Genomic DNA, 14541 nt, shown 5'->3' with positions numbered 1-14541 from the left:
TTAAAGTAGAATTCGGTCTAGGAATTTTAAACCAATTCGGTATTTGTTATAAATGTGCCATTGCATTTTAAGGCAATGGTACCATCGGTAAATTTAGTGATATTTTTCACCTTAACCGTATTGTTTTCTTCAATTATAGAAAGCTCTAAAACGAGTTCAGGATTTATCTGTGGGTTAATTAAAGCTGTAAATTTTACGTTAGAAATTCCTTGTAAAAACAAGTTGCGTTCAACATGATCTTGCGTGATTTCTTTTATGGTTTGAATCATACAAACTCCTGGTGTTATTGGGTTTCCTGGAAAATGACCATTAAAAACATCATGGTTTTTATTCAGAAGAATAGTGACATGAATAGTATTCGCGTCTACATTCCGAGTTGCTTGTATTTTATAGAAATCTTTAATTAACATCATCTTTTATAGATCGAATTGGTAAGCAGCACTAAATTGGATCACGTTATTTAAAACTAAATTGCTAACATCCGTGTCTTCATAACCGTAGCCCGTGTTTACATTTCTACCAAATAAATCAGTTAAACCTTGTTTGTAGCCAATAGAAAAGCTCACGCCACTAGGTAAATCGTAAGCAATAGCAGGTGCTACAGCAATATCGAAGCCTTGTGGTGATTCTACATTTTCATGACTTAACAATATGTCGATAATAGCCGCAATTTGAAGATTAATGCCACTAGCACCAATATAAAACTTGTTGTTTACAGGAATAGATAAGTAGTTTAGTTTTGTTGAAAACCGACTTGTAGAACCATCTAGTTTATAGTCACTGCCTTGTTCTGAGTATAATATTTCAGGTTGTAAGGTGTAAAAGTCTGCAAATTTGAACGATACCGTTGCTCCAATATGGAAGCTTTTTAAGCGTTCACTTTGCACAAATCCATCATTATCGAGGTTGGTTAATCCAGCAAGGTTTAGTCCGCCTTTCAAGCCTGGGTTTATTTCAACTTGAGCATTTAAAAAAGTAAAAGATAAGACTGTGATTAAAAATAAAAAAGATTTTTTCATGGTTGGTTAGTTGTTGTTAGAGGTGCAAAAATGCGGAATATTATACTGAATTGAAAGCAATAAGCTGATAATTAATTGCTGTTTAAATAGTCTAATGCAATTTTAATAGGTGCGTTTTGATGATCGATAATAATGTGGCGTGCTAAGTAATTTTCAGTTTTACTAAATATAATAATCACTTTTTCTTTAGAGTGTGAGGTGTGTGTGATTTTAGTGAGTGTCCCGCTTTTTTTATAAACTTCAAAATGATTAAATCGTTTTATAGACTTCGATTGATAGATGAGGTTTTCTCCGCTGTAGTAGGTTTTTAAAACCGGATGATGTTCTTGTATCAGAGTTTTAAAATCACGTTGTAGCGTGTTTATTATAATTTTTTTATCCAATTCTTTTAAAACAAAATGAGTTGTTACTTGATTGTTGTCTAGTTCGAAATCGAAAATTTTATTTCCAAAATTGGTTGTAAAGACTACTCTATGGTTGTTTTCTTTAATTTTTTTAATAATCAATATGCCACCAAAAACATTTTTAAAGGCGTTAATTTTGGCCTTATAAACATAATCGGTTGTTGGGTTTGAAAAATATGGGTTTGAAAAAGTTGTAATCTGAGTTTTGGTTTCAGGAAGTCCTTTAACCGTACTTACGGCACAACCAGATAATAGTAAAAGAAATAATAAACTAGTTGTTAAAAACCTCATCATTTACAGCCGTGTTTCTGGTTTTATTTTTGAATACAATTTTGGTGTAATCTTCCGAAGGCTCTATAATTTTCACTTCTAAAACATCATGTGTTTTAATATTAAAATGCAATTCGAATTTCGCAATAAATTGATGCATGCTTTCATCTTTCGGAATAAAAGTAATCAAGTAATAATCGGCTACTTTAAAATAAGAAATATCAAAAGTCTCATCGTCAAACATATTGCCTTTTACACTATTAGAAATTAGGCTGTTTAAGCTTTTAAACATTTTGTTAGCGCCTATGTCTATATTGGTTTTGTCGCCTTCATCGTCAATAAGTAATTTGTCGTCCTTAAAAATAACACTGTATTTATAAGGAGAAGTATATTCCCATTTTACGGCATTCGGAACTTTAAAAACTAGTTTTCCGTCGGTTTTAATATCGTTATTTAAAAAACTTAAATGTTTATATTGCGTAAAATCGCTAATAATGGTTTTTGTGTTACGATCTAATTCGGCGACACCCAGTTTAAAAGCGTTGATTTCTTCGGAAGTTAAGGGTTTTTGGGCTGTTGAAATCTGACTTCCGAAATAAGCTAAAAGGATTATAAATATGTTACGCATAAGCTTCAATATTAAATAGGGCATCGACAGTAATGGCTTGATAGCCGTTCTCCTGCAAAAATAGCAACAATTGTTCCAAAACACGCACCGTAATTTCTTTTGAATCGTGTAATAAAATCACCGAGCCTGGTGCTATATTTTTTGTAATTCGATCAAGAATGGCTTTTTCATCGGTTTTCACGGTATCCAATGAGCGAATATTCCAGCCAATAACGTGGTGTTTGGTTTGTTTTATCACTTTAGTAATAGCTCTATTGGTAACCCCGTAAGGCGGTCGAAACAGATTCATTTTTTTATTTATGATGGAAGAAATAAGGACGTCGGTTTTGTTTATTTCATCAATCACTTTTTGTTTCCCATAGAAATCGAATATTTGAGTATGAGAATACGTGTGATTGCCAATGCTATGCCCGGCTGCTGAAATTTGCTTTATAATTTCTGAATGAGCTTCAATATGTTTTCCAATGCAGAAAAAAGTGGCTTTGGCATCATATTTTTTCAGAAGATCTAAAATTTTTGGTGTAAAATCACTGTTTGGTCCATCGTCAAAAGTGATGGCGACTTGTTTTTCTTTATGGTATTTTTTGGAATTGAAAGCTTCTAAGTGATAATTCCAGGTGATGTTGAAACTCCCAATACTAGTAATAATAAACCAACATAAAAAGAGCGCGATAAATACATAGATAGGCACTATTACAAAGGCATTACAAAGCAGCAAAGTAAGACCTAAAATAATAAATAAACCGTTTATGCTTTTAAATTTTAGCATGAAGTGAGCAAGATGAAACTATGTTGTTTACCTTTAAATTGGTTGTAAAGTAAAATGTTTTTATAACTTGATTTTTCTTCGGAATTCAACTTTAAAACCTTCGGAATAGATTGCTGTTTTATGATATTTGTCGCAACCCAAAATCCAAAAGCAGATGCTGTAAAAAATTCACCACAAAGGTGTTTGTAATGTAGTTGAGGTATGTTTTTAAAAGTCGAATTTTGTAAAGTTTGATAAAAAACATCAAAGGCATCACCGTTTTTTCCAAGGATGATGGCATCGATATCTTTGGGTGTTAAATTGTTTTCTTTTAAGAAGCTTTCGGCTTTGACTTTAATAGTTTCGGTAGTTGCTTTATTGAAAATTTTGAGGCCTTTAAGACTACAAAAACTTGTGTCCTCTTTTGAAGATGATAAAGTGAAAAAATGTGCGCCTTCACCGAAAGGTGTTGTAATAGGCTCGTTTTCTTCAGCTTCCGCAAGTACGATATCATTTATAAAATTTTTTCCTAATTCGTCTGTACCGCCTACTAAAATCGTGTTTGCAGCATTTTCATGTAGCATGAGTTGGGCATCCAGCAAAGCCGACTCAAACGAAACCGCGCCATGTACATAAGTAACATTATAGCCTTTACATTTTAGCGTAAGCGCAATTTGGGCACCTACGGTGTTATGTGTAGATTGTATAAACGATGTTGGCGTAAGAAATTGTTCATCGTTATCAATAATGGCGTTTAAAAATTTTTCAGAATCATCAATACAGCCCATTCCTGTACCGGTGATAATGGCATCAGGCTTGTCTAAATGTGCAGCTTCAAGTGCAGTTTTTGCTGTAGCAATTCCCATTTTTACACCGGTAGCCATGCGTCTGCTTGCAATGGGGCTTATGAATGTTTTATAGTTTGGGTGAATGGCTTTGGCTAATTTTTCTTCAACAGAAATAATGTCTTCTAAAAAAAGAGAAGTTTCTAAAGTATCTTGTGCCGAAATGGAAGTCGAACTATTGATGTAACAGGGTTTCATGGCGTTTTAGAAAATATGAGTGATGAGCAATTTCCTCCAAAACCAAAGGAGTTGGAAAGCACGTAATCTATTGGTTTTGCGGTGACTTTGGTAACGGGCACGAGGTTGAGTTCTGGAATGGCTGTTTTAAAATTCAAATTTGGAAACATCACATTATTCTGAAGCGCTAAAACTGAATATACCGCTTCAATGGCTCCAGCAGCAGCCAAAGTATGGCCTGTAAAGGCTTTTGTTGAGCTAAAATCAGGGATAGTAGACTCAAAAATACGTTTTATAGCATGACCTTCCGATAAATCGTTATTTTGTGTTGCTGTACCGTGGGCATTAATATAGCTGATGTGTTCTGGAGCAAGTTGCGCAACATCCAATGCTTTTGACATGGCTAAAAAAGCGCCTTCACCATTTTCCGATGATGCGGTTTGATGGAAGGCATCGTTGGCATTACCATAACCAGCTAAATAGCCTAAAACGGCTTTGTTGTCATGTTTTACTACGGCGTCAGATTCTAAAACTAAATAGGCGGCAGCTTCACCTAAATTTAATCCTTTTCTGTTGGCATCAAAAGGCGTGCAGTCGGAATCCGATAAAATCATTAAAGATTTAAAACCGTTAATTGTAAATTTCGCCAAACCATCGGTTCCTCCCACAATTACGCGGTCTAATTGTCCAGATTTTATAAGTCTTGCGCCCAACATTATGGCATTTGCTGCCGACGAACATGCAGTACTAATGGTTGTAGAGAATTCGGTGATGCCTAAATATTCTGCAATTTTTTCGGTACTATCTACGGCATGATGACTGCTGATAAATTTTCTACTTTCTGTATGAGATTGATACTTCTGAAAATGTTTTTCAGTCATATCCATACCTCCAACACTTGTGGATGATATTAAACCCGTTCTAAAGGCATCAATATCGTTAATGTTGGCCTGTTTTACGGCTTGTTTCGCAGCAATGCAGCCTAATAAAGCAGTTCGAGAATAGCTGTTATTTGCGGGTAGATTTAAACGTTCGGCTAATTGTGCGTTTGTTTGTAAAACCTCACCAACTTTAATATCGTTTTTGTGTCGTGTTTCAATATTTATAATAGGAGCAATGCCTTTTTGTTTATTTAAAAGTGCATGCAAATTAGCTTCTACAGTGTTTCCTATAGAAGAAATAATACCCATTCCGGTTATGGCAACACGATTCTGAATCATCTTATTTTGTGCGGTGTTCAGTGATGTAAGTAGCTAAAACAGCAATAGATTCAAAAACGGCTTTACCTTCGTTTGGATCGGTAAGTTTAATGCCGTAATCTTTATCGAGCATCACAATAAGTTCTAAGGCGTCGATAGAATCTAGTCCTAATCCGTCGCCAAATAATGCATCATCATCAGCAATGTCTTCTACGCTAAAATCTTCTAAGTTTAATTGCTCAATGATGCTTTCTTTAAGTTCTGTTTTTAATGCGTCCATTAATTTTCGTTATATATGTTTTTAATAAATTCTTTTGAATGAGGAAATGCACCTTCTTTTGCCACAAGGTACATAAATGCATGGTAATTTTGGCCGTCAAAATCAACCCAACCACATAGAATATGACTGCTTTTTTTGTTGGAAATTAAGCTTGTGGCATACTGTTCTAATAGGGTTTCGTTGAAATTTTCTGAAACAAAAAAGACATTTTCTCCTTTTATTTGATGTCTGATACTAATTTCTCCAATCGCGATATTTGGTAGGGTGTAAACAAATACAGCCGGACTTGGAAAGTAATTTTCTTTGTCGTTTATAGTATCTTGATATTTCCGGTCGGTATCTAAGCTTGCCGAGGTGTTAGATAGCACAATACCTATGTTTTTTTTGGTAATCGCATCTGTTTCGGTATGATGAAGTAGAAATTCCGAAGTCAAAAAAGCGAGTTTACAAAGGTTATCCATTTTGAAAAACTTCGGATAAGCCAGCTGTTTTTCTTTATAGATTTGTTTTGAAAAATCAGTAAACGAAAGTCCAGAATCTTTGGATATAACCGATTGCCCATTAACTGAAATCGTATGGTTTTTTATGTGGCAATAGCCGACGATGTTTAAAGGCTGTTTCACGATTTTATTTTTTTAAATAAAACCGCTGTGTTGCAGCCACCAAAACCTGAAGCGGTTTTTAAAAAGGTGTTTATCTCGGTTTTTGTTTGCTTTTTAATAATATTAATTGGTTTGGAAACGCCTAATTCGTCGATACCTAAAGAGGTATATAGCGTGTTGTTTTTCATGGAATGAAACCCCACGATGGCTTCTAGTAAACCCGATGCGCCCAAGGTATGTCCGTAATAGCCTTTTAAACTATTTAAGGGTGTTTTTTCTAGTTTTGCACGATTGAAGGCAATGGCTTCCATCTCGTCGTTAAATAAGGTAGCTGTGCCGTGAGCTGAAATATAATCGACAGAATTAGGTGTTGTTTTGGCTTCTTTTAATGCTGAAAGTATGCTTAAATAGAGTCCTTCCCCGGTTCGTGAAGGTCCTGAAATATGGTTGGCATCGTTACAGGAGCCATCTCCAATAACTTGAATATTATTGGTTTTTGTTTTTTCTTTTGAAATGGCAAGGGAAGCTGCTGCGTCTCCAATAGTGATACCTGTTCGGTTTTTAGAAAAGGGTTTGCAAGGTTGTTCGCTAATGGCTTGAAACGACTGAAACCCGGATAAGGTAAATTCTGAAACAATATCTCCGCCAACAACAAAAGCGTTATCGTAAAAATTATTTTGGATAAATCGTTTAGCTATGGCAATGGCTAAAATACCCGAAACACAGGCGTTAGAAATAATAATGGGTTCGGTTTTAAATCCGAAGAACGTTTTTATTTTTTCTGCCAAAGGAGCTAAATAGGCCTGTTCTGGTTCAGAATTATTATTTAAGGCATCGATATTTCCTTTGGTTGTGGCTATAATTAAAGCGGTCCTATCAGAAATTGAAAAATTGGCTCTAGAAATAGTGTCTTTCAAAGACAAAATCATCATTTTTTCTAATTTTGTAAATGCCGTACTGTCTCCAATTTTAGAGAAAGCGTTGTTTAATTTTTCAGCATTTATTATAGATGCATAACATGGCACTGTGCCGATATTGTCATGCAAGGCAATGCCTGAATGTTCCTGAGTAATTTCCGAAATATTAGCTTCGGAAGTAAAACCAAGCGGGGAAATAATATTATCTGCTGTTATAAAAACGTCTGTCATAGTGTTTTATAGTAGATCATTTTTAACTTTCCAAGCTTCAATAAAAGGAGGAAGAGCGAGTGATAAATTGTTATTATCGTCAACAAATACCTGAATGGTTTCTCCGGTGCAAACCAATTGTTTTTCAGTATTGAAAATTTTATATCTGAAAATCAGTTTTGCTGCTGGCGAATTAATATATGTGGTTTCTATGGTTGCCACATCGCCATAACTTAAAGGTAGTTTGTGTTCGCAGGTCGATTTTACAATAGGTGTAACGTAACCTTGAGCTTTAGTGTCGAGATAAGAAATACCATGTTTTCTACCAAAAGCTTCGCGTCCATCTTCGAAATAATGAATATAATAACCATGCCAAACAATACCTAAAGCATCCGTTTCATTAAAGCGTACTCTAATGTCGTGGTTTACTTTTAGTGATGTTTCTCGCGTATTATCTTTTTTTCTAGATGTCATTTTAGGCTTCTTTTTTTAAAACCGTTTTCATTTGGGCTGTCATAATAATATCGCCATTTAAGGTGGTTGTGCCTTTTACTAAGGTCACGCCCATAACTTCTTGTAAAATTTCAACTTCGGTTTGAACTTGCATATTCACCTTCGGAAGTTTTTCAATATGAACGCCTTTTATGGCTCCAATATATCCTTCGGGTGCTGGTATGTTTTGAATATAAAAATGATAGCCTGTATAAAGTGCCACAGTTTGCGCCATATGTTCAATAAGGCCTGGCTCGGTAAGATAACCGTTTTGTACAAACATATTGTCGCTAGTAATAGTTAGGCTAGAAAGGACTTTGGTATCGTTAAAAGACAATAAAGTATCCACCATAATAATAGGTGCGCGCTGCGGAATTAACTTGAGAATTATATTTTGATCTGTAATTGGTTCTTTAAGTACGTTCATGCTTTTGTTAGTCTTTTAAGTCGTTCCAGAAATCGAAATAATTAAACCACTGTAAAGGATATTTTTTTAAGATCCATTCTAAACTTTCGGTATACGATTGTAATAAAGCGTAGTGGTCACGATGTTTTACTTCGGCTTCTCGGGCGTATAGATGATAGTGTTTTGTAGTTTCTTTCATCACATAAACAAAAATTACCGGTACTTTTAACCGCGATCCTAGTAAAAATGGACCTGCAGGAAAATGTGCTTCTTGCGCCAATAAATTATGCTCTAACGATTTTGATTGTTTTACGTAACGATCTCCCGTTATGCAAATAATTTCATTTCGAGACAAGGCGGCATTTATTTCGAAAATATGCGATAAATCATCTTTTATAATGATGAATTTAATGTTCGATTTTGAGGTTACACTTTCTAGATACGCCTTAATATCACTATGTTCGGTATCGGTTGTTAGTAAACTGATTGTGATATTTTCTTCGAGCTCGTTTAAAAAGTATTCGGCAATTTCGAAATTGCCAACATGAGCACTAATAAAAATGCCTCCTTTTTTAGCTCTTAGAATATTATTTAACAATTCTACACCATCAAAATGATAGGTGAATTTGTTTCGTAAGCCCGATGAAATCGCTATTTTATCAATAATCGTTTGTCCGAAAACAAAATAACTTTTGTAAATCCTCAAAATACTTTTTAGTCTTGAGTTTTTACGTCGTTTTCGAAAGTAATAATAAATAGATTTGTTGCTTTTATTTGCAAAAAAACAAAAGTAAAAGGCAACAAATATGAGTACAAAATAAGCAGTGCGTAAACCGAGCTTTTTGATACAAAACACAAATATTTTATATCCCAAAACCGAACCTCTAGACTTGCCTTCCCATTTCGTAGCCATTCAGCTTAAGTAAAAATTTAGCTTAATTTATTTTCAATAAGGTCGTAAAAGTTTTGAAGTGTTGCCACATTTACAAAATCTTCCCCAACGAGCTTTACTCCAAAATTAGCTTCGATAGCTACCACTAAATCTACAAAATCTAAGCTGTCTAGCTCTAAGGTTTCTTTTAAATTGGCATCAGGTAAAATATCTTCTGATTCAACTTCAAACTCGTCTATAAGAAAGTCGTTTATTTTTTCAATAATAACGTCTTTTTCCATATCGGTACTATATTTTTTTAATTATTAACGCTGAATTTGTTCCTCCAAATCCAAAAGAATTCGACAAAAATACATCAATTTTTTTATCTAGGGTTTTACTGACTAAATTTAATTTAGCAGCGTCTTCATCTGGGTTTTCTAAATTGATGTTTGGTGCAATAAAAGAATGCTGCATCATAAGCATAGAATAAATGACTTCGCTCGCTCCTGCCATCCAACATTCGTGGCCTGTCATCGATTTAGTGGAGCTTACAAATGGACCATTTTCGCCAAACACATTAAAAATAGCTTTAGCTTCGTTGGTATCTCCCACTAGTGTTGAAGTAGCGTGAGCGTTAACATAATCTATGCTGCTAATAGGTATATTAGCTTGTTTAATAGCTTTCTTCATGGCACGAGACGGTCCATCTACATTAGGTGTTGAAATATGTTCGCCGTTCGACGAAAAACCGTAGCCGATAATTTCTGCTAAAATGGGAGCGCCTCTTTTTACTGCCGACTCGTAACTTTCTACTACTAGAGTTGCTCCACCACCACTAGGGATTAAGCCATCTCGGTTTTTGTCGAATGGTCGTGAGGCTTTCGATGGGTCTGCTGTATTGGCTGAGAATACTCCTAAACCATCAAAACTTCCCATAGCCAGTTCATTAATTTCTTGTGCGCCTCCACAAATAATACAATCTTGCAAACCGCTTTTTATAAGTTGATAAGCCATACCAATAGCATGTGAGCCACTAGCGCAAGCTGCACTTATAGTGAAATTGATGCCTGTAAGTTTGAAAATGGTTGATAAATTCATAGTTATTGTTGAATTCATACCTTTAAAAATAGAGCCCGAACCTACTAAAGTAGTGTCTTTTTTTTCTCTGATTTTATCAACAGATTCTATAACCGATTTAGCGGTGCTATCATTTCCGTAAAGGATACCAACTTCATTATTATCAAGGTAATCTTGCGTTATTTTTGCATTCTCTAAAGCTTCAATAGTTGCCATATAGGCATAAATGCCTTCTTCTCCTAGACTAATACGTTGCCTTCTTGTTAGATGGCTTTTTAAATTTGGCTCATCAACCATACCTGTTAAGCAAGAGCGATATCCAAAAGATTCGCGTTTATCGTCGAAAATAATGCCTGATGTACCGTTATATAACGATTTTTTCACGGCGTCTAAATTTTGGCCAATACAGGAATAAATTCCCATGCCTGTTATAACAACTCTACTCATGGTTATTTTTTTATTAAGAGTAAATACCCCCGTTAATGTTTATCACTTCTCCTGTAATATAAGATGCTTTTTTAGAAGCTAAAAAGGACACCAAGTGCGCTACTTCTTCGGGGTCGCCGAAACGATTTGCAGGCACTAATTTCTTTAAGTCTTTTTCGTTTAAATCACTGGTCATATCCGATTTTATAAAACCTGGTGCCACTGCGTTTACAGTAATGTTACGTTTGGCTATTTCTTGAGCAAGGGCTTTTGTTGCAGCAATAACAGCGCCTTTTGCTGCGGAATAATTGGTTTGACCAGGAGTTCCTTTTAAACCAGATAGCGAAACGATATTAATAACGCGTCCGTATTTTTGAACGAGCATTTTTTGAATTAAATGATTGGTAACATTGAAAAAACCATTCAAACTTGTGTTTATCACCGAGTTCCAGTCGTCTGGTTTCATCCACATAAATAAGCCGTCTTTTGTAATTCCAGCATTATTTACAATCACTTCAATTACAGCGTTTTTATTGTTGTCGTGCCAAGTATCTAATTGGCTTTGTACTTCTGTAATTTTAGAGACGTTAAATTGTAATAACTCTCCTGTAGATCCAGTATCTTCAACCGCTTTTAGGGTTTCTAAAGCAGCATCTTTATTACTATTATAATTGATTAAAATATGATAATCAGAGTCTTTTGCTAGTTGAATGCAAATCGCTTTTCCAATACCTCTAGAGCCTCCTGTTACTAAAGCACATTTTGTGATCACTTCTTTTTTCTCTTTCATTTAAAAATGAAGTTTTATTTGACTGTATTTATAAATAATTTAAAGTTTTGAAACTATCGTTTCGTAATAGCTTACAATTTTAGTCTAGAATTCCACGCTCTTCAACTTCTTACCCTGCTATAAATTCTGTTGAAAAACTTGAGTCTTTTATAAATTGTGATTTTATTGCATAATCGCTAGATTAATATATATAGTTAAATAAATAATTGTTTCTAACTAATGCTAATTCCTGAGTATTATAGAAATGTAGTCCAAAAACAATTAGAAATTTAGTATTCATTATACAATGTTGTTTTCGTGGTTCATGATAAACGCTTTAACCTCATTTACATAAGGATACATAACGATGTCTTCACTAAAAACAGGAACTAAATTTCTAATGGCATCATACATTTTTTTGGTGTTTGAAGACACCTTATCTTGTACCTTTAGGTACTCAATGGCTTGTATTATGGTAATCATTTCTATTGCGATAACTTCATATGCATTTTCAATAACTTTTTTGGTTATAAGTGCAGCATTGGTTCCCATACTAACAATATCCTGGTTGTCGTTATTATTAGGAATACTATGCACATACATTGGGTTTGAAAGCATTTGATTTTCTGCAGTTGTGGAAGTTGCTGTAAATTGAACACCTTGCATCCCGAAGTTTAAACCTAAGGTCCCAAGGTTTACAAATGCAGGAAGAATATTATTAAGGTTAGGGTTTAATAAATAGTTTAATTGGCGCTCAGCAAGCATGCTCATTTTAGTAACGACCATTTTTAGCTTATCCATTTCTAACGATACATAATCCCCATGAAAATTCCCTCCATGGTAGACATGTTGCTTTTCCACATCAACTATAGGGTTATCGTTTGCAGAATTTACTTCTTCAATTAAAATTCGTTCTATATTATTTAATGTGTCTAAAATAGGTCCCAATATTTGAGGAACGCAACGTAATGAGTAATATTCTTGAACTTTTTCTTCAAAAACTTCTACTTGAGGGTTTTTGTTGTAAAGGAATTCTTCGCGTTTTCTTGTGAGTTTGCTATCACTTAAATGGGTTCTCATTTGCTTAGCAATTTCACGTTGTCCATTGTGTTTTTTAGTCTGGTTTAACTCAAATGACAAATGGTCGTCGTAAGCCTGAACAATTTCGTTAATTGCAGAAGAACATAATATACTCCAGTTTAACAAACGTCTTGTGTTTATTGTATTTACTATCCCTATTCCTGTCATTACGGAGGTGCCATTCATAAGTGCGAGTCCTTCTCGTAAAACCACAGTTATTGGCTTTAAATTTTCAATTTCAAAAACATTTTTTGTTAGTTTTATTTCACCTTTGTAGAAAACCTCGCCTTCGCCAATTAAAACTAATGCTAAATGTGCTAGTTGTACTAAATCTCCACTTGCACCAACACCACCATGTTCATAAATTAAGGGGGTAATATTACGATTAATTAATTCCCTCATAAGTCCTATAACAGACCTATGAACACCAGAATTACCTAACGACAATGTGTTTAATCGTGCTAACATTGCTGCTTTTACATACTGTGGTTGAATGTAGTTTCCTGTGCCAGACGCATGACTTCTAATAAGATTGTATTGTAGTTTTATTCGATCTGTATCAGCAATTTTGTATTGCGCCATGGGACCAAAACCCGTGTTAACACCATAAATGGTTTTGTTTTCAGAAAAGTTTTTTAAAAAATTAAAGCTGTTTTCAATGGTTTGAAAAACGGTATTGTCGATTTCAATAGGATTGCTTTCAAAAATTACCTTGTAAAATTCTGAAATTCCTAAAGTTCCGTTTAATTTTAACATTTATATTTTGTTAATTTTTAGAGTAAAATAATAGTTTAATAGCCAAAAATGAATTTATTTTGGAATGCAAATTTAGAATAATAAATGATTTTATACTACTAAGTGTATGACTGATGAAAAAGTTGATGTTTTGATAATAGGAGCAGGTCCTTCCGGTTGCGTTGCTGCTGCTTATTTAAATCGAAATGGATGTGATGTGAAAGTTGTTGAAAAAAACAAATTTCCAAGGTTTGTAATAGGAGAAAGCTTGTTGCCAAGATGTATGGATCACTTTGAAGAAGCTGGTTTGTTAAGTTGTTTAAAAGCAGAAGGATACGAGGTTAAGGAGGGGGCAAGGTTTTTGAAGGGGGATGTTGTTTGTAACTTCGATTTTAGTAAAAAGCATACTAAAGGTTGGGATTGGACTTGGCAAGTCCCAAGGGCAGATTTTGATAAAGTTCTTGCTGATGAATTAGTAAAACAAGGAGTGGATGTTTGTTTTGAACAGGAAGTGGTTGATGTTGTTTTTAATGAAGATGGAAGTTCTAAAACAACTACAAAAAGCAAAGATGGAAAATTTAATACTATAAAGGCGAAATATATTGTTGATTCTAGTGGTTATGGAAGAGTTTTACCTAGGTTGCTTAATTTAGAAAAACCATCAGAATTAGTTAAACAATCGGCGATATTTGCTCATATTAAAGATTTAAAACGTCCAGAAGGCTGGGAAGGTAGTCGAATTACTTTCGATGTTTTAGATACTAGAACATGGCTGTGGGTTATTCCGTTTTCTAACGGTGTTACTAGTATTGGTTATGTTGGATCGACTGATTTTATAGAAACTTTTAAAGGAACAACTTCAGAACGATTAACAGAAATGTTAAAGCTTTCTAATTATTTTAAAGAACGATTTAAAGGCGTCGATTTTTTATTTGAACCTATTGCCATTTCCAACTATTCAAAATCGGTTAAACAACTTTATGGAAAAGGCTATGTGTTAACTGGTAATAGTGCTGAGTTTTTAGATCCTGTATTTTCGTCTGGCGTAACTTTTGCTACAGAATCTGCATTATTATCTGCAAAATTAATAACCAAAGCACTGCAAAAGCATGCCGTAGATTGGGAGGTGGAATATTCCGATTATATTAAGAAGGGCGTTAATGTTTTTGCAACTTATGTAAAAGAATGGTATACAGGTAACCTTCAAAAATTGTTTTTTCATCGACCTGAAAACCCGGAAATAAAAAAACAAATATGCTCGGTTTTAGCTGGCTATGTGTGGGATGATACTAATCCTTTTGTGAAAAATCATCACCGCCTTATAAAAACTGTTGCTCATGTAATTGATATGGAAAACAAAAAAAAGGGAATAATTAAATAAAT

At 34.3% G+C, this 14541-nt stretch carries 18 protein-coding genes; 1 reads left to right on the top strand and 17 read right to left on the bottom strand.

The features are described 5' to 3' along the window. Positions 1-26 precede the first annotated feature (26 nt). From ABJM36_RS09445 to ABJM36_RS09365, 17 genes are all read right to left on the bottom strand, one after another. On the bottom strand, positions 27-413 hold the full coding sequence (locus ABJM36_RS09445) for a 3-hydroxyacyl-ACP dehydratase (RefSeq protein ID WP_348451216.1): 387 nt from the start codon (positions 411-413) through the stop codon (positions 27-29). A gap of 3 nt (positions 414-416) precedes the next feature. Continuing rightward, entirely contained in the window at positions 417-1019 is a 603-nt protein-coding gene (locus ABJM36_RS09440; RefSeq protein ID WP_348451215.1) for an outer membrane beta-barrel protein, read from the bottom strand. 71 nt (positions 1020-1090) lie between these two features. Further along, entirely contained in the window at positions 1091-1717 is a 627-nt protein-coding gene (locus tag ABJM36_RS09435) for a hypothetical protein (protein ID WP_348451214.1), read from the bottom strand. After that, a complete protein-coding gene (locus ABJM36_RS09430) occupies positions 1695-2321 on the bottom strand; it encodes an outer membrane lipoprotein carrier protein LolA (protein ID WP_348451213.1) in 627 nt (208 codons plus the stop codon). The genes ABJM36_RS09435 and ABJM36_RS09430 overlap by 23 nt, the downstream gene beginning before the upstream one ends. Further along, positions 2314-3090 (bottom strand): polysaccharide deacetylase family protein, encoded by a 777-nt coding sequence (locus tag ABJM36_RS09425; RefSeq protein ID WP_348451212.1) that lies wholly within the window; start codon positions 3088-3090, stop codon positions 2314-2316. The genes ABJM36_RS09430 and ABJM36_RS09425 overlap by 8 nt, the downstream gene beginning before the upstream one ends. Next, a complete protein-coding gene (locus ABJM36_RS09420; protein ID WP_348451211.1) occupies positions 3084-4112 on the bottom strand; it encodes a beta-ketoacyl synthase chain length factor in 1029 nt (342 codons plus the stop codon). Before ABJM36_RS09420 ends, ABJM36_RS09425 begins: the two co-directional genes overlap by 7 nt. Beyond that, complete coding sequence (locus ABJM36_RS09415) at positions 4109-5308, bottom strand: beta-ketoacyl-[acyl-carrier-protein] synthase family protein (protein WP_348451739.1); 1200 nt, start codon at positions 5306-5308, stop codon at positions 4109-4111. The genes ABJM36_RS09420 and ABJM36_RS09415 overlap by 4 nt, the downstream gene beginning before the upstream one ends. Positions 5309-5312: 4 nt before the next feature. Continuing rightward, positions 5313-5570, bottom strand: a complete 258-nt coding sequence (locus ABJM36_RS09410) for a phosphopantetheine-binding protein (RefSeq protein ID WP_290269136.1) — start codon at positions 5568-5570, stop codon at positions 5313-5315. Next, positions 5570-6193 carry a 3-oxoacyl-ACP synthase gene (locus ABJM36_RS09405; RefSeq protein ID WP_348451210.1) on the bottom strand — a complete coding sequence of 208 codons (624 nt, stop codon included), beginning with the start codon at positions 6191-6193 and terminating at the stop codon, positions 5570-5572. The genes ABJM36_RS09410 and ABJM36_RS09405 overlap by 1 nt, the downstream gene beginning before the upstream one ends. Then, positions 6190-7320, bottom strand: coding sequence for a beta-ketoacyl synthase N-terminal-like domain-containing protein (locus ABJM36_RS09400; RefSeq protein ID WP_348451209.1), 1131 nt, complete (start codon positions 7318-7320; stop codon positions 6190-6192). Before ABJM36_RS09400 ends, ABJM36_RS09405 begins: the two co-directional genes overlap by 4 nt. 6 nt (positions 7321-7326) lie before the next feature. Beyond that, positions 7327-7773 (bottom strand): thioesterase family protein, encoded by a 447-nt coding sequence (locus ABJM36_RS09395; RefSeq protein ID WP_348451208.1) that lies wholly within the window; start codon positions 7771-7773, stop codon positions 7327-7329. Position 7774: 1 nt separating this feature from the next. Further along, entirely contained in the window at positions 7775-8218 is a 444-nt protein-coding gene (locus tag ABJM36_RS09390; RefSeq protein WP_348451207.1) for a hypothetical protein, read from the bottom strand. Positions 8219-8225: 7 nt separating this feature from the next. Beyond that, complete coding sequence (locus ABJM36_RS09385) at positions 8226-9110, bottom strand: lipid A biosynthesis acyltransferase (RefSeq protein WP_348451206.1); 885 nt, start codon at positions 9108-9110, stop codon at positions 8226-8228. Positions 9111-9127: 17 nt separating this feature from the next. Continuing rightward, the gene (locus ABJM36_RS09380) at positions 9128-9370 is read right to left on the bottom strand and encodes a phosphopantetheine-binding protein (RefSeq protein ID WP_348451205.1); all 243 of its coding nucleotides are present in this window, start codon (positions 9368-9370) and stop codon (positions 9128-9130) included. A 7-nt stretch (positions 9371-9377) separates the two neighbouring features. Beyond that, entirely contained in the window at positions 9378-10595 is a 1218-nt protein-coding gene (locus tag ABJM36_RS09375; RefSeq protein WP_348451204.1) for a beta-ketoacyl-[acyl-carrier-protein] synthase family protein, read from the bottom strand. 13 nt (positions 10596-10608) lie between these two features. Continuing rightward, on the bottom strand, positions 10609-11364 hold the full coding sequence (fabG, locus tag ABJM36_RS09370) for a 3-oxoacyl-ACP reductase FabG (protein WP_348451203.1): 756 nt from the start codon (positions 11362-11364) through the stop codon (positions 10609-10611). A gap of 279 nt (positions 11365-11643) precedes the next feature. Further along, entirely contained in the window at positions 11644-13179 is a 1536-nt protein-coding gene (locus ABJM36_RS09365; RefSeq protein ID WP_348451202.1) for an aromatic amino acid ammonia-lyase, read from the bottom strand. 106 nt (positions 13180-13285) lie between these two features. Between ABJM36_RS09365 and ABJM36_RS09360 the strand changes: the two genes are divergently transcribed. Further along, positions 13286-14539 (top strand): NAD(P)/FAD-dependent oxidoreductase, encoded by a 1254-nt coding sequence (locus ABJM36_RS09360; RefSeq protein ID WP_348451201.1) that lies wholly within the window; start codon positions 13286-13288, stop codon positions 14537-14539. Positions 14540-14541 lie beyond the last annotated feature (2 nt).

Origin of the sequence: Algibacter sp. (genome assembly GCF_039977455.1) — a bacterium.
Classification (GTDB): Bacteria; Bacteroidota; Bacteroidia; order Flavobacteriales; family Flavobacteriaceae; genus Algibacter_B.
Note: the sequence above shows the minus strand (reverse complement) of the source record. Positions and strands in the feature narration are given on the sequence as shown.

Bases quoted from the DNA above. Each gene is read 5' to 3' on its own strand.
- ABJM36_RS09380 (WP_348451205.1), bottom strand. From the start codon at position 9,370: ATGGAAAAAGACGTTATTATTGAAAAAATAAACGACTTTCTTATAGAC.
- ABJM36_RS09365 (WP_348451202.1), bottom strand. From the start codon at position 13,179: ATGTTAAAATTAAACGGAACTTTAGGAATTTCAGAATTTTACAAGGTA.
- ABJM36_RS09385 (WP_348451206.1), bottom strand. From the start codon at position 9,110: ATGGCTACGAAATGGGAAGGCAAGTCTAGAGGTTCGGTTTTGGGATAT.
- ABJM36_RS09440 (WP_348451215.1), bottom strand. From the start codon at position 1,019: ATGAAAAAATCTTTTTTATTTTTAATCACAGTCTTATCTTTTACTTTT.
- ABJM36_RS09435 (WP_348451214.1), bottom strand. From the start codon at position 1,717: ATGATGAGGTTTTTAACAACTAGTTTATTATTTCTTTTACTATTATCT.
- ABJM36_RS09410 (WP_290269136.1), bottom strand. From the start codon at position 5,570: ATGGACGCATTAAAAACAGAACTTAAAGAAAGCATCATTGAGCAATTA.
- fabG (WP_348451203.1), bottom strand. From the start codon at position 11,364: ATGAAAGAGAAAAAAGAAGTGATCACAAAATGTGCTTTAGTAACAGGA.
- ABJM36_RS09395 (WP_348451208.1), bottom strand. From the start codon at position 7,773: ATGACATCTAGAAAAAAAGATAATACGCGAGAAACATCACTAAAAGTA.
- ABJM36_RS09445 (WP_348451216.1), bottom strand. From the start codon at position 413: ATGATGTTAATTAAAGATTTCTATAAAATACAAGCAACTCGGAATGTA.
- ABJM36_RS09420 (WP_348451211.1), bottom strand. From the start codon at position 4,112: ATGAAACCCTGTTACATCAATAGTTCGACTTCCATTTCGGCACAAGAT.
- ABJM36_RS09390 (WP_348451207.1), bottom strand. From the start codon at position 8,218: ATGAACGTACTTAAAGAACCAATTACAGATCAAAATATAATTCTCAAG.
- ABJM36_RS09360 (WP_348451201.1), top strand. From the start codon at position 13,286: ATGACTGATGAAAAAGTTGATGTTTTGATAATAGGAGCAGGTCCTTCC.
- ABJM36_RS09375 (WP_348451204.1), bottom strand. From the start codon at position 10,595: ATGAGTAGAGTTGTTATAACAGGCATGGGAATTTATTCCTGTATTGGC.
- ABJM36_RS09425 (WP_348451212.1), bottom strand. From the start codon at position 3,090: ATGCTAAAATTTAAAAGCATAAACGGTTTATTTATTATTTTAGGTCTT.
- ABJM36_RS09400 (WP_348451209.1), bottom strand. From the start codon at position 7,320: ATGACAGACGTTTTTATAACAGCAGATAATATTATTTCCCCGCTTGGT.
- ABJM36_RS09430 (WP_348451213.1), bottom strand. From the start codon at position 2,321: ATGCGTAACATATTTATAATCCTTTTAGCTTATTTCGGAAGTCAGATT.